The sequence below is a fragment of the Pseudomonas sp. AU11447 genome (genome assembly GCF_001672555.2).
GTDB lineage: Bacteria > Pseudomonadota > Gammaproteobacteria > Pseudomonadales > Pseudomonadaceae > Pseudomonas > Pseudomonas nitroreducens.
The window spans coordinates 196,457-209,628 of record NZ_LZDG02000028.1 but is presented as its reverse complement, the minus strand read 5'-3'; the positions used below and the strand labels follow the sequence as shown (position 1 = coordinate 209,628).

Sequence of the window (13,172 nt, the reverse complement as noted above, 5' to 3'; positions counted from 1 at the left end):
CCATGCTCTGGGCCTGCATTCTCCTGCCACAGCTGGCGATGGACGGCGCGCTCCGTGGCCGTCCCGAGCCGGGCGCCGCCTTGGCACTGCTCACCGGACCAGCGCAACGCCGCGTGCTGCAAGCGGTGAACCCGGCGGCACGGGCGCTGGGGCTCAAGCCCGGCCAGTCGCTCACCGCCGCCCAGGCCCTGAGCCGCGATTTCGAAACCGCCGAATACGACCTGCGCGAAGTGCAGCGCTGGCAGGACCTGCTGGCAGCCTGGGGCTACGGTTTCAGCTCGCAGGTCAGCCAGCACTACCCGCGTGCGCTGCTGATGGAAGTACAGTCCAGCCTGCAACTGTTCGGCCCCTGGCCACGCTTCGAGGCGCGCCTGCGCGAGGAGTTGAACGCCCTGGGTTTTCGTCACCGCATCACCGCTGCGCCCAATCCGGCCGCCGCGCGCATCCTCGCCAATGGCCACGATGGCGTGGCGATCCACGACAACCAGCAACTGCGCCAGTACCTGGGCAGGATGCCGCTGGAACGCCTGGGCCTGGAGCGCGACGCCGCCACCTCGCTGGGCCGCATGGGCCTGCGCAGCCTGCAGCAACTGCTCGCCCTGCCGCGCGAGAGCCTGGCCCGGCGCTTCCCGCCGCAGGTACTGCGCCAGGTCGACACCCTGCTCGGCCAGCGCCCGCTGGCCCTGGAGTTCTACCGGCCACCGGACAGCTTCGAGTCGCGCATCGAGCTGAACTTCGACGTGGAATCCACCCAGGCGTTGCTCTTCCCGCTGCGCCGCCTGACCGCCGACCTGGGCGCCTTCCTCGCCGGGCGCGACAGCGGCGTGCAGCGCTTCGTCCTGCATCTGGAGCACCACGATGGCCCGGACACACAGATGCCGGTGGGCCTGCTCAGTGCCGAGCGCGAGGCGGGAATGCTCTTCGAGCTGAGCCGGGGCCGCCTGGAACAACTGCAACTGCGCGCCCCGGTGCACAGCGTGCGGCTCATCGCCGACGACTTGCCGCCCTTCGTGCCGCAACACCGCGAGCTGTTCGACGACCGCCCGCAGCAATCCCAGCCCTGGGAGCAGCTGCGTGAACGCCTGCGCGCACGCCTGGGCGACGACGCCGTGCACGGCCTCGGCGGCCTCGCCGAACATCGCCCGGAGCGTGCCTGGCAAGGCAACTCCACGCCGCACCTGCCCACTACCGAGGCCCCGCGCCCCGGCTGGCTGCTGGCAGAACCGCAACCGCTGCGCGAATTCGCCCCGACCCTGCTCGCCGGCCCGGAGCGCATCGAGTCCGGCTGGTGGGACGGCGAGGACATCCGCCGCGACTACTATCAGGTGCGCACCCGCAGCGGCCAGCGCGCCTGGGTGTTTCGCCCGGTAGGCGACGACGGCCCGTTGCTGCTGCACGGCTGGTTCGCATGAACGCGCCGGATGAAGGCCCCGACTACGCCGAGCTGCACTGCCTGTCCAATTTCAGCTTCCAGCGCGGCGCCTCCAGCGCGGCCGAGCTGTTCGAGCGGGCGAAGAAGCTGGGCTACCGCGCCCTGGCAATCACCGACGAATGCAGCCTGGCCGGCATCGTCCGCGCCTGGCAGGCGTCGAAGGAAACCGAGATTCCCCTGATCACCGGCAGCGAACTGAGCATCGAGCAGGGCCCGAAGCTGGTGCTGCTGGCGGAGAACCTCACTGGCTACGAAAACCTCTGCCGCCTGCTCACCCACGCCCGGCGTCGCGCCGAGAAAGGCAGCTACCGTCTGGTGCGCGCGGACTTCGACGGCAACCTCGACCACCTGCTGGCGATCTGGCTGCCGCGAGACAACCAGGACGATGACGGCCTGTGGCTGCGCGAACGCTTCCCCGAGCGCCTGTGGCTGGGCGTCGAGCTGCACAAGGGCCCTGACGACGCCGGCAAGCTGCATCGCCTGCGCGATCAGGCCGCGCGCCTGGCCATCCCCGCCGTGGCCTGCGGCGACGTGCACATGCATATCCGCGGCCGCCGCGCCCTGCAGGACTGCATGACCGCCATCCGCCAGCACCTGCCGGTGCACGAGGCCGGCCAGTACCTCTATCCCAATGGCGAGCGGCATCTGCGGCCGAAAGAAGCGCTGGCGGCGATCTATCCGGCCGAGTTGTTGGCGGAGACGGTGAAGATCGCCGAGCGCTGCAGCTTCAATCTCGGTCAACTGGATTATCAGTACCCGCGCGAGCTGGTGCCAGAAGGTCATACGCCCACCACCTGGCTGCGGGAGAAGACCGAGGAAGGCATCCTGTGCCGCTGGAAAGACGGCGCCGATGCCGCCGTCCGCCAGCGTGTCGAGGATGAACTCGCGCTGATCGCCGAGCTTGAGTACGACAGCTACTTCCTCACGGTCTACGACATCGTCGCCTTTGCCCGCAGCCAGAGCATTCTCTGCCAGGGACGCGGCTCGGCGGCCAACTCGGTGGTCTGCTTCGCCCTTGGCATCACCGAGCTGGACCCGACCCGCGAACACGTACACCTGCTGTTCGAACGCTTCATCTCCCGCGAACGCAACGAGCCGCCAGACATTGACGTCGACTTCGAGCACGACCGCCGCGAGGAAGTCATCCAGTACGTATTCCGCCGCTATGGCCGCACGCGCGCTGCGCTCACCGCCGTGGCCAGCACCTACCGCGGCGCCGGCGCGGTGCGCGACGTGGCCAAGGCGCTCGGGCTGCCGCCGGATCAGGTCGGCGCACTGGCCGACTGCTGCGGCGCCTGGAGCCGCGAAGCGCCGCACCCCGACCGCCTGCGCGAAGCCGGCTTCGATCCGGAGAGCCCGATCCTGCGGCGAGTCCTGGCGCTGACCGGCCAGCTGGTCGGTTTCCCCCGGCACCTGTCGCAGCACCCCGGCGGTTTCGTGATCTCCCAGCAACCGCTGGAAACCCTGGTGCCGGTAGAAAACGCCGCCATGCCCGAGCGCACGCTGATCCAATGGGACAAGGACGACCTCGACGCCGTCGGCCTGCTCAAGGTCGACGTGCTCGCCCTCGGCATGCTCAGCGCCCTGCGCCGCTGCTTCAACCTGATCGCCGACTATCGCGGCAAACACTGGACCCTCGCCACGCTACCGCAGGAGTGCAAGGAGACCTACGCCATGATCAGCCGCGCCGACACCGTGGGCGTGTTCCAGATCGAGTCCCGCGCGCAGATGGCGATGCTGCCGCGCTTGCGGCCCGAGACTTTCTACGATCTGGTGATCGAAGTCGCCATCGTCCGTCCCGGTCCGATCCAGGGCGACATGGTCCATCCCTACCTGCGCCGGCGGAACAAGGAAGAACCGGTCATCTACCCCTCCGAGGAACTCAAGCCAGTATTCGAGCGCACCCTCGGCGTGCCGCTGTTCCAGGAGCAGGTGATGCAACTGGCGATCATCGCCGCCGAATACACGCCCGGCGAAGCCGACCACCTGCGCCGCTCCATGGCCGCCTGGAAACGCCACGGCGGCCTGGAACCGCACCGCAAGCGTCTGTTCGAGCGCATGACCGCCAAGGGCTACGAGCAGGAGTACATCGCGCGCATCTTCGAGCAGATCAAGGGCTTCGGCAGCTACGGCTTCCCCGAATCCCACGCCGCCAGCTTCGCCCTGCTCACCTACGCCAGTTGCTGGCTGAAATGCCACGAGCCGGCGGCCTTCACCGGCGCCCTGATCAACAGCTGGCCGATGGGTTTCTACAGCCCCGACCAGTTGCTGCAGGACGCTCGCCGCCACGGCCTGGAGATCCGCCCGGTGGACGTGCGCCACAGCCACTGGGACTGCACCCTGGAGCCCATCGCCGAACGCCAGCCGGCGATCCGCCTCGGCCTGCGCATGGTGCGCGGGCTGCGCGAAGACGTCGCCGATGCCCTTGCCCAGGCCCGCGAGCAACGCCCCTTCGCCGATGCCGCCGACCTCTGCCTGCGCGCCCACCTGGATAACCGCGCCCGCGAGCAACTGGCCGACGCCGGCGCCCTGCGCGGCCTCGCTGGCCACCGGCACAAGGCGCGCTGGGCGATTGCCGGGGTCGAGCCGCAGCTGCCGCTGTTCGCCGGCCAGGTCACCGAGGAAGCGCCCGTCAGCCTGCCGCTGCCCAGCCGCGGCGAAGACCTGCTGACCGACTACGCGACCCTGGGCACCACCCTCGGCCCGCACCCCATGACCCTGCTGCGCGGCGCCCTCAAGGCCCGTCGCTGCCGCAGCTCGCGGGACCTGCTCAAGCTCGAAGCTGATCGCCCGGTGCGCGTCGCCGGCCTGGTGGTCGGTCGGCAACGGCCGGGGACGGCCAGCGGCGTTACCTTCGTCACCCTCGAAGACGAGTTCGGCATGATCAACGTGATCGTCTGGCGCGACCTTGCCGAACAGCAGCGCCGCCCCTTCCTCAGCGCCCGCCTGATGCAGGTGGACGGCACCCTGGAAGCCAAGGACGGCGTGCGCCATGTGATCGCCGGGCGGCTGACGGATTTGAGCGGATTGCTGGAAGGGCTGGATGTGCGGAGTCGGGACTTCCATTAGAAGCGCAAGCTGCCGGCCGCTCGCGACGGTATCATTCAAGGCATCACGCAAATCCTGGATGGAACCCATGAACTCGAACGGACTTCAGCCACTCCTTCTCCTTTTCATTGCACTGGGCTGCACCGCCCACGCCGCCGACACCACGCTCCCCGCCGGGGAATACCTGGCCAAGGGCGGTTGGGGCACCCTGGTGATCCAGCCGGCCAGAGAGGGCGAGCAGCAGTTCAGCCTCGATTCCCTTGGCGCCAACGGTCACTCCTGCACGCTGGATGGCAGCATTCGCAACGGTGAAGCCGACCTTCGCGAGGACTGGCAGGACGGCACCTGCCACATCACCTTCAAGCTGCAGGACAGCGCAATAGAAGTCAGCAACGAGCAGAACGAAAACTGCCGAAGTTACTGCGGAGCCCGGGCCGGCTTCGACGGCAGCTACCTGAAACCCGCCCAGGGCTGCGGGAGCAAGGCGCTGCGGCAGACGCGAGACCGCTTCAAGAAGCTCTACGATAGCAAGGACTATGCAGGCGCCGAGCGCGTGCTCAACCCGGTCCTGAGCGACTGCAAGGCCACCTTGCTCTGGCTGGAAGAACTCAGCATCCGCAACGACCTCGCCCTCACCCAGGCCAAGCTCGGCCAGGGCAAGGCGTGCCGCAGCACGCTGGAGTCGATGATCGAGGATGCCCAGCGCTACAGCGGCCCCCAGGAGGACAACACGGCCATCTGCGACAGCGGCGATCGCTACCTGCCCCCGGCGGACTGCGATGGCTACCTGCGACAGGTCCGTGCCGCCAAGACCAACCTCGGCTGGTGCGAACGCGCCGGCGGCTGATTCGCAACGTAGAGCGCATAACCTGGAACGGGTGATCCGCCATTACAGCGGGTAACGCTTGAGGCGTGATTCACCCTACCGAGCTGCCGCAAAATTCGACGTGTTGTGCGGTTCGCGAGCAAGCTCGCTCCTACAAGGAGCGCACGGCGCAAAGCCGGACCTGTAGGAGCGAGCTTGCTCGCGAACCCGCCGGGCGCCGAGCAGGTCAGGGGAATCACGGAGTACGAAAGGACTCACCCTCCCAGCAGGTAGATGACCAACTCGGCGACCGACAGCGAGAACAGGTACGGCCCGGTGAAACCCGCCCAGATGAGCAGCGCGAAAGGCGTGTAGAGCACTACCAGCACCACGCGGGCGCGACGGCTGCGGAGCATCAGCCAGAATATCTGCCCCAGTGCAAACAATGCGCCGCACAGGACGGCGGGAACGAAGATGGCGTGGAGCCGACCATAGTCGCTCAGCGCCCCGATATCGCTGCCCAGCACCAGGTACATCGCCAGCGCCATGCCCGCCGCGCCGACTGCCAGGGCCAGCACAGCGCCCGCCAGGACCCAGAACGCCAGACGTGTGAGCCCAGGCTCAGCGGGTACGGATTGTTCGCCTTCCATCAGCCTTGCCGCTCCTTTGCATGACGGCCCGACACTACACAACCCCGGCCGATTTGCCGAGACCGCGCGGACGCCTTACGCTGCCGCCATTCCTTCCTCCGGCCCCGAGCATGATCACCCTCCGCCACATCGAAGTCTTCCGCGCGGTCATGACTACCGGCAGCGTCACCCGCGCGGCGGCGTTCCTGCATACCAGCCAGCCCACCGTCAGCCGCGAACTGGCTCGGCTCGAGCAACTGGTCGGCTTCGAGCTGTTCCTGCGCGAGCGCGGGCGGCTGGCGCCGACGGCGCGGGCGTTGATGCTGTTCGAGGAAGTGGAGCGCTCCTTCACCGGGCTTGACCGTATCGTCGCCTTCGCCGGTAGCCTGGGGCAGTTCGCCGAGGGCAAGTTCTCCATCGGTTGCCTGCCGGCGCTGTCCCAGGCGCTGCTGCCGGAAGCCTGCAAGCGCTTCAGCCGGGAAAACCCGGCCATCAGCCTGGAAGTGGCGGCGCTGGAGTCGCCGCATCTGGAAGAGGCCCTCAGCGCCCAGCACCACGACATCGGCCTGATCGAGAACGACGACGCCCCGCGTGGCACCGAGCTGCAGCCGCTGCTAGCGGTGGACGAGGTGTGCATTCTCCCGGAGGGCCACCCGCTGCTGGCCCGCGAGCGCCTGGAGGCGGCGGATTTCGCCGGCCAGCCCTTCGTCAGCCTCGCCACCAGCGACCGTTACCGGCACCTGATCGATGCCGTCTTCCTCGGCGCCGGCGTGCAGCGGCAGATGCAGGTGGAAACCCACAGCGCCGTCTCGGTGTGCAGCATGGTCCGCGCTGGTTTGGGCCTTGCCGTGGTCAACCCGATCACCGCGCTGATGTTCCAGGGCCAGGGCATCCAGTTGCGGCCACTGGCGTTCTCGCTGCCGTTCCAGGTAAGCGTGGCGAAGCCGCTGTACCGCCCCGCTACGCCACTGCGCGAGCGCTTCGTCGCGGCACTTCAGGCAGAAGCTGGCGTGCTGGTACAGCGCCTGCGCGAAGCCGGCGTGGGCTGCACCCTATATCAAAAATGAATTGACCAAATAACAAGCGGCATTATTCAGCCAGACAAAGGCCCGGTAGACTAGCGCCATCTATCTTCGGAGCCCATTCATGACTTTCCTCGCCCTGCCCCGCGCCGAACAGCTCGCCCTGCAATTCGGCACCCCGCTGTGGATCTACGACGCCGCCACCATCCGCAGTCAGATCGAGCGTCTGAAGAGCTTCGACATCATCCGCTTCGCCCAGAAGGCCTGCTCCAACCTGCACATCCTGCGCCTGATGCGCGAACAGGGCGTGAAGGTCGACGCCGTTTCCCAGGGCGAACTGCTGCGCGCCCTGGCCGCTGGCTACTCGTGCCGCGAGGATGAATCCGAGATCGTCTTCACCGCCGACCTGCTGGACCGCGCCACCCTGGAAACCGTGGTCGAGCACGGCATCCCGGTGAACGCCGGCTCCATCGACATGCTCCGCCAACTGGGCGAAGTCGCTCCCGGCCATCCGGTGTGGCTGCGCATCAACCCCGGTTTCGGCCACGGCCACAGCAACAAGACCAACACCGGCGGCGAGCACTCCAAGCACGGCATCTGGCACAGCGACCTGCGCGCCGCCCTGGACGTGATCCGCGAACGCGGCCTGCGCCTGGTCGGCCTGCACATGCACATCGGCTCGGGCGTCGACTACGGTCACCTGGCCCAGGTCGGCGAAGCCATGCTCGGCCTGGTGCAGCAGGTGAAAGACGCCGGCCACGACCTGTCCGGCATCTCCGCCGGCGGCGGCCTGTCCATCCCCTACCGCGCCGGCGACCCGGAAGTGGACACCACGCACTATTTCCAGCTGTGGGACAAGGCGCGCAAGGCCGCCGAAGCCGTGGTCGGCCACTCGCTGCACCTGGAGATCGAGCCGGGCCGCTACCTAGTCGCCCAGTCCGGCTGCCTGCTCAGCGAAGTGCGCGCCACCAAGGACGCCGGCCGCAACCACTTCGTGCTGGTGGACGCCGGCTTCAACGAGCTGATGCGCCCGTCCATGTACGGCAGCTACCACGGCATCCGCGTACTGGCCGGCGACGTGGCCAGCCGCGAGGTGATCGACACCGTGGTGGCCGGCCCGCTGTGCGAGTCCGGCGACGTGTTCACCCAGGGTGACGGCGGCGTGGTCATCCCCCGCGCGCTGCCGCGCGCCCAGGTCGGCGACCTGCTGCTGATCGAGGACACCGGCGCGTATGGCGCGTCCATGTCGTCGAACTACAACAGCCGTCCGCTGATCGCCGAAGTGCTGCTGGAAGGCACCGAAGCCAGGCTGATCCGCCGCCGCCAACGTGTGGAAGAGTTGCTGGCGCTGGAAGAAGAGCTGGGCTGATTGCGGGCGTGGCCCATTACAGAGGCCATTGGCGCTGGGCGGTTCGCGAGCAAGCTCGCTCCTACAGTTCCATCCCGGTTTCGGAGTGCTTTTCGTAGGAGCGAGCTTGCTCGCGAACCCGCTCCACGCTGGCTCCGCCGGCGAGGAGCGGGCGAAGTCCTCCTACAAGGACAACAGCCCCCTCACCGATCGATGCGCGTCGACAGAATGATCGACGACATCGTCCGCTCCACCCCGTCCAGCGCGCCGATGCGGTCCAGCACGGCGTCCAGGTCGCGGATCGACAGCGCCTCGACGATCACGATCATGTCGAAGTTGCCGCTCACCGAGTGCAGTGTCTTCACCTCGATGATCTTCTCCAGCGCCTGCACCACCTGGTGCGACAGCTTGGGCAGCGCCGTCACCAGCACGTGGGCGCGCACCAGCGACTGGGCGTAGCTGTCCGACACCTTGATCGAATAGCCACTGATGATCCCCTGCTGCTCCAGCCGCTCGATACGGCTCTGCACCGTGGAGCGGGACACCCCCAGCTTGCGCGCCAGCTCGGAAATCGACTCGCGGGCATTGGCGCGCAACAGGTTCAACAAGGCCGCATCAGCGTTTTTCGTCATATTGCTCATTGGATTGATCAATCTGCCTGAAAGCTCTCGCCAATCTTGCAGATTGCCGGATTCATTTCAACGACAAGCTTTGCAATAGTGATCGTCAAGGCGAGCCCACCAGCTCGCCATTTCTTTGCCCGCGCGCCGCTCATCGACTGGCTCCTGCGGGCCACGCAATGCCTTGCCAAGCTGGTCGAGACAGACCGGCAGACTGATAACCGGGAGATTCCAATGCACAAGAACCGCCATCCCCACACCCCCGGCAAGAAACCGGTGACCATCTTCGGCCCGGACTTCCCCTTTGCCTTCGACGACTGGATCGAGCACCCCGCCGGCCTGGGTAGCATCCCCGCCGAGCAGCACGGCCAGGAAGTGGCCATCGTCGGCGCCGGCATTTCCGGGCTGGTGGCGGCCTACGAGCTGATGAAAATGGGCCTGAAGCCCGTCGTCTACGAAGCCTCGAAGATGGGCGGTCGCCTGCGCTCGGAGACCTTCGAAGGCGCCGACGGGATCATCGCCGAGCTGGGCGGCATGCGCTTCCCGGTGTCCAGCACCGCCTTCTACCACTACGTCGACAAGCTCGGCCTGGAAACCAGACCCTTCCCCAACCCGCTGACCCCGGCGTCGGGCAGCACCGTGGTCGACCTGGAAGGCACCAGCCACTACGCGGAGAAGATCGACGACCTGCCGGAAATCTTCCGCGAAGTCGCCCAGGCCTGGGCCGACGCGCTGGAAGACGGCGCGCGCTTCTCCGAGATCCAGGACGCCATCCGCGAGCGCGACACGGCCAAGCTCAAGGCCCTGTGGGACGAACTGGTGCCCAAGTGGGACGACCGCACCTTCTACGACTTCGTCGCCAGCTCCAAGGCCTTCTCCCGGCTGTCCTTCCAGCACCGCGAAATCTTCGGCCAGGTCGGCTTCGGCACCGGCGGCTGGGACTCGGACTTCCCCAACTCCATGCTGGAAATCTTCCGCGTGGTGATGACCAACTGCGACGACCACCAGCACCTGGTCGTGGGCGGCGTCGAGCAGGTGCCGCGCGGCATCTGGAGCCATGTGCCGGAAAACTGCGCGCACTGGCCGGCCGGCACCTCCCTGGCCTCGCTGCACAACGGCGCGCCGCGCCCGGGCGTGAAGAAGATCGCCCGCGCCACCGATGGCACCTTCGCCGTCACCGACTACTGGGGCGATACCCGCCACTACGCGGCCGTCCTGGCGACCTGCCAGACCTGGCTGCTGACCACCCAGATCGAATGCGAGGAAGCGCTGTTCTCGCAGAAGATGTGGATGGCCCTGGACCGCACCCGCTACATGCAATCCTCGAAGACCTTCGTGATGGTCGACCGGCCGTTCTGGAAGGACAAGGACCCGCAGACCGGCCGCGACGTGATGAGCATGACGCTCACCGACCGCCTGACCCGCGGCACCTACCTGTTCGACAACGGCGACGACAAGCCAGGCGTGATCTGCCTGTCCTACTCGTGGATGAGCGACGCCATGAAGATGCTCCCGCACCCGGTGGAAAAGCGCGTGCAGCTGGCCCTGGACGCGCTGAAGAAGGTTTACCCGAAGGTCGATATCGCCGGGCACATCATCGGCAATCCGATCACCGTGTCCTGGGAGGCCGACCCGCACTTCCTCGGCGCCTTCAAGGGCGCGCTGCCGGGCCACTACCGATACAACCAGCGCATGTACGCGCACTTCATGCAGGACGACATGCCCGCCGAGCAGCGCGGCATCTTCATTGCCGGCGACGATGTGTCCTGGACCCCGGCCTGGGTGGAAGGCGCGGTGCAGACCTCGCTGAACGCCGTGTGGGGCATCATGAAGCACTTCGGCGGCGCGACTCATCCGGAGAACCCTGGTCCGGGCGATCGCTTCGCCGAGCTGGGCCCGATGGCGCTGCCGGACTGAAGCCCGGCTGACGAAAACCGCCTCGCGCACGAGTGGGATCGGGTGCAAACTGCCTGACCCGCTCGTGCTTTTTTCAAGGAGACCCCTCATGTACCTCGCCCTCTACCAGTGCCCTCCCGGCCCCGAAGACGTCGCCGGCAACCTGCAGCGTCTGGAACAGGCAGCGCGGCAAGCGGTGCAGAACGGCGCGGACCTGCTGGTGCTGCCGGAGATGTACCTGTCCGGCTACAACATCGGCGCGAAACGTGTCGCGGAGCTGGCGGAAAGCTGCGATGGCCCGTCCGCCCTGCGCATCGCCGAGATCGCCCGCCAGCACAAGCTTGGCATCCTCTACGGCTACCCCGAATGTGACGCCAACGGCGCCATCTTCAACAGCGTGCAGCTGATCGACCGCCAGGGCGAACGCCGCGCCAACTACCGCAAGACCCACCTCTACGGCGATCTGGACCGCAGCCAGTTCAGCGCCTCCGACGAGCCACCGGCGATCTTCGAGCTGGACGGCTGGAAGATCGGCCTGCTGATCTGCTTCGACGTGGAATTCCCCGAGGCCGTGCGCACCCTCGCCCTGGCCGGCGCCGACCTGGTGCTGGTGCCCACCGCGAACATGCGCCCCTACGAGTTCGTCGCCCAGGTGCTGGTACCGACTCGCGCCTTCGAGAACCAGGTATTCCTGGCCTACGCCAACTACGTCGGCAGCGAAGGCGAGATCGAGTACTGCGGGCTGAGCAGCATCGTCGCCCCCGACGGCCAGGTGATGACCCAGGCCAAGCACGGCGAGGAACTGCTGGTCGCCGAACTGGACCCGCAGCGCATCGCCCTGGCGCGCGAAGGGTACAGCTACGTGCACCTGCGGCGGCCAGTGCTGTATCGCAGCTGACGAAAAGCCCGGCATCACGCCGGGCTTTCTCCATCGGTGCTGCAACTTCCCTTGTAGGAGCGAGCTTGCTCGCGAACAGATTCCCCCGCGGCTTCGGCGTCAGGCAGGTTCGCGAGCAAGCTCGCTCCTACAGGTTCCCTCTGCGGTGGCACGCCTGGCAGCTACGCACCGGCCCGCTGGCGTGAAACGCCTGCAATCGTTCGAGGTGACAGCTCTGGCACAGCTGATGGAAATCCGCCTCGATGCGCACCGCCAGCGCCGGGCTCTGCTTGTGGCAGAGAATGCAGGTGCGGTTGCCGGAGACCGAAGGCGACTGGTCCTTGTAGTCGTGGTGGCAGGTGATGCAGTTCACCGAGGCGTGTGGCTCATGGGGGAAGGCCAGCGGCATCAGCGGCCGGCCGCGTTGCCAATGCCCGTGGGCGAACCACGCCCCCACCGACAGCGCCACGACCAAAACAAGCGAAAGCCCGATCCAGACTCGCCTCATAGCGGCAGCTCCAGGTTCGCCAGCAGGCTGTAGAGCGCCGAAAGTCCGATGATCACGCCGCTTGCCGCCAGCGCAAACCAGGTGGCGCGCTGCGCCGTGTTCCGCTTGCGCCCGCTGATACCGTTGGCCGGTTTGGGCAGGCGCGGCCAGATCGCCACCGCCAGCATCAGCGTCACCAGCAGTGCACCTTTCCAGATGCCACCGCTGTAGTAACCCGCGCCAAGCACGTGCACGGCCATCAGCAACAGGGCGAGCAGGCTGCCGCCGTAATGCCAGCGGCGGAACGAAGCAGCGCTGCTGCTCCAGCGTGGGCGCACGCGGTTCAGGCTGGATATCGCGAGCACCAGCATCAGCACCGCCGAAGCCAACCCGGCGAGCATGTAGCCGGGTGCGGATGGCAGCAGGTCCTCGATCAGCAATGGTTCATCGACCAGCAGCACGCCGATATGCACCAGCAGCAGCGCAACGGCGGCGAAGCCCAGGTCGCGGTGCAGGCGCAGGAAGAACTTGCCCTCATAGAGCGGGCGCGGCTGCGGGCGCCCACCGATGACGGACAGCAGCCCCAGCAGACAGGCGCCGAGCAGCCCGGCGGCATTGGCGAAATCCCAGGCATAGCCGAGCCCCGGCATGGCGCCGAGGCCGAGCAGGATGGCGACCGGCAGCAGGCAGCCGAGCGCCAGACGCGCGATCAGCGCAGGCATGGGGGACTCCGAACGGGGACTATCGCCGGAGGCTAGCAATTGCCGGCGGCGCGCGAGTGTCGCTGTCTGCCAGACGAATTGCCAGCGCTGCCATCACCCGCCGATCTGATGTTGCAGGAGCGAGCCTACTCGCGAACGGAGTACCCCTGCGACGCCGGCATAAAGCGGGTTCGCGAGCAAGCTCGCTCCTACATGGTCCATGTCCGTAGGATGGGGTGGAGCGCAGCGATACCCATGCTGCTGGCGCGCAGGCGGATTGATGGGTGTCGCTGCGCTCCACACATCC

12 protein-coding genes are annotated in these 13,172 nt (G+C 67.2%); 7 read left to right on the top strand and 5 right to left on the bottom strand.

From position 1 onward, the window contains the following. Nucleotides 1-2 precede the first annotated feature (2 nt). From A6723_RS08055 to A6723_RS08045, 3 genes are all read left to right on the top strand, one after another. A complete protein-coding gene (locus tag A6723_RS08055; protein ID WP_054910166.1) occupies nucleotides 3-1,412 on the top strand; it encodes a DNA polymerase Y family protein in 1,410 nt (469 codons plus the stop codon). Further along, a complete protein-coding gene (locus A6723_RS08050) occupies nucleotides 1,409-4,501 on the top strand; it encodes an error-prone DNA polymerase (protein WP_054910165.1) in 3,093 nt (1,030 codons plus the stop codon). The genes A6723_RS08055 and A6723_RS08050 overlap by 4 nt, the downstream gene beginning before the upstream one ends. Nucleotides 4,502-4,568: 67 nt before the next feature. After that, entirely contained in the window at nucleotides 4,569-5,327 is a 759-nt protein-coding gene (locus A6723_RS08045) for a hypothetical protein (protein ID WP_054910164.1), read from the top strand. A gap of 233 nt (nucleotides 5,328-5,560) precedes the next feature. On the opposite strand, the gene A6723_RS08040 is transcribed toward A6723_RS08045, so the two are convergent. After that, complete coding sequence (locus A6723_RS08040; RefSeq protein WP_054910163.1) at nucleotides 5,561-5,935, bottom strand: hypothetical protein; 375 nt, start codon at nucleotides 5,933-5,935, stop codon at nucleotides 5,561-5,563. Between the two features lie 110 nt (nucleotides 5,936-6,045). On the opposite strand from A6723_RS08040, the gene A6723_RS08035 reads away from it, so the two are divergent. Further along, a complete protein-coding gene (locus A6723_RS08035) occupies nucleotides 6,046-6,981 on the top strand; it encodes a LysR family transcriptional regulator (RefSeq protein WP_054910162.1) in 936 nt (311 codons plus the stop codon). Between the two features lie 79 nt (nucleotides 6,982-7,060). Beyond that, a complete protein-coding gene (gene lysA / locus A6723_RS08030; protein ID WP_054910161.1) occupies nucleotides 7,061-8,305 on the top strand; it encodes a diaminopimelate decarboxylase in 1,245 nt (414 codons plus the stop codon). A 182-nt stretch (nucleotides 8,306-8,487) separates the two neighbouring features. On the opposite strand, the gene A6723_RS08025 is transcribed toward lysA, so the two are convergent. Both A6723_RS08025 and A6723_RS32365 read right to left on the bottom strand, forming a co-directional pair. Next, on the bottom strand, nucleotides 8,488-8,916 hold the full coding sequence (locus A6723_RS08025) for an Lrp/AsnC family transcriptional regulator (RefSeq protein ID WP_037006486.1): 429 nt from the start codon (nucleotides 8,914-8,916) through the stop codon (nucleotides 8,488-8,490). Between the two features lie 17 nt (nucleotides 8,917-8,933). Then, the gene (locus A6723_RS32365; protein ID WP_255302811.1) at nucleotides 8,934-9,059 is read right to left on the bottom strand and encodes a hypothetical protein; all 126 of its coding nucleotides are present in this window, start codon (nucleotides 9,057-9,059) and stop codon (nucleotides 8,934-8,936) included. A gap of 79 nt (nucleotides 9,060-9,138) precedes the next feature. On the opposite strand from A6723_RS32365, the gene A6723_RS08020 reads away from it, so the two are divergent. Both A6723_RS08020 and A6723_RS08015 read left to right on the top strand, forming a co-directional pair. Further along, a complete protein-coding gene (locus A6723_RS08020; protein ID WP_054910160.1) occupies nucleotides 9,139-10,821 on the top strand; it encodes an NAD(P)/FAD-dependent oxidoreductase in 1,683 nt (560 codons plus the stop codon). Between the two features lie 88 nt (nucleotides 10,822-10,909). Next, the gene (locus A6723_RS08015) at nucleotides 10,910-11,698 is read left to right on the top strand and encodes a carbon-nitrogen hydrolase family protein (protein WP_054910159.1); all 789 of its coding nucleotides are present in this window, start codon (nucleotides 10,910-10,912) and stop codon (nucleotides 11,696-11,698) included. Between the two features lie 127 nt (nucleotides 11,699-11,825). On the opposite strand, the gene A6723_RS08010 is transcribed toward A6723_RS08015, so the two are convergent. After that, the gene (locus A6723_RS08010; protein ID WP_054910158.1) at nucleotides 11,826-12,185 is read right to left on the bottom strand and encodes a cytochrome c3 family protein; all 360 of its coding nucleotides are present in this window, start codon (nucleotides 12,183-12,185) and stop codon (nucleotides 11,826-11,828) included. After that, nucleotides 12,182-12,886 (bottom strand): ferric reductase-like transmembrane domain-containing protein, encoded by a 705-nt coding sequence (locus A6723_RS08005; protein WP_054910157.1) that lies wholly within the window; start codon nucleotides 12,884-12,886, stop codon nucleotides 12,182-12,184. The genes A6723_RS08010 and A6723_RS08005 overlap by 4 nt, the downstream gene beginning before the upstream one ends. Nucleotides 12,887-13,172: the final 286 nt, after the last annotated feature.

Bases quoted from the DNA above. Each gene is read 5' to 3' on its own strand.
- A6723_RS08020 (WP_054910160.1), top strand. From the start codon at position 9,139: ATGCACAAGAACCGCCATCCCCACACCCCCGGCAAGAAACCGGTGACC.
- A6723_RS08005 (WP_054910157.1), bottom strand. From the start codon at position 12,886: ATGCCTGCGCTGATCGCGCGTCTGGCGCTCGGCTGCCTGCTGCCGGTC.
- A6723_RS08050 (WP_054910165.1), top strand. From the start codon at position 1,409: ATGAACGCGCCGGATGAAGGCCCCGACTACGCCGAGCTGCACTGCCTG.
- A6723_RS08015 (WP_054910159.1), top strand. From the start codon at position 10,910: ATGTACCTCGCCCTCTACCAGTGCCCTCCCGGCCCCGAAGACGTCGCC.
- A6723_RS08035 (WP_054910162.1), top strand. From the start codon at position 6,046: ATGATCACCCTCCGCCACATCGAAGTCTTCCGCGCGGTCATGACTACC.
- lysA (WP_054910161.1), top strand. From the start codon at position 7,061: ATGACTTTCCTCGCCCTGCCCCGCGCCGAACAGCTCGCCCTGCAATTC.
- A6723_RS08040 (WP_054910163.1), bottom strand. From the start codon at position 5,935: ATGGAAGGCGAACAATCCGTACCCGCTGAGCCTGGGCTCACACGTCTG.
- A6723_RS08055 (WP_054910166.1), top strand. From the start codon at position 3: ATGCTCTGGGCCTGCATTCTCCTGCCACAGCTGGCGATGGACGGCGCG.
- A6723_RS08010 (WP_054910158.1), bottom strand. From the start codon at position 12,185: ATGAGGCGAGTCTGGATCGGGCTTTCGCTTGTTTTGGTCGTGGCGCTG.
- A6723_RS08025 (WP_037006486.1), bottom strand. From the start codon at position 8,916: ATGACGAAAAACGCTGATGCGGCCTTGTTGAACCTGTTGCGCGCCAAT.
- A6723_RS08045 (WP_054910164.1), top strand. From the start codon at position 4,569: ATGAACTCGAACGGACTTCAGCCACTCCTTCTCCTTTTCATTGCACTG.
- A6723_RS32365 (WP_255302811.1), bottom strand. From the start codon at position 9,059: ATGAGCGGCGCGCGGGCAAAGAAATGGCGAGCTGGTGGGCTCGCCTTG.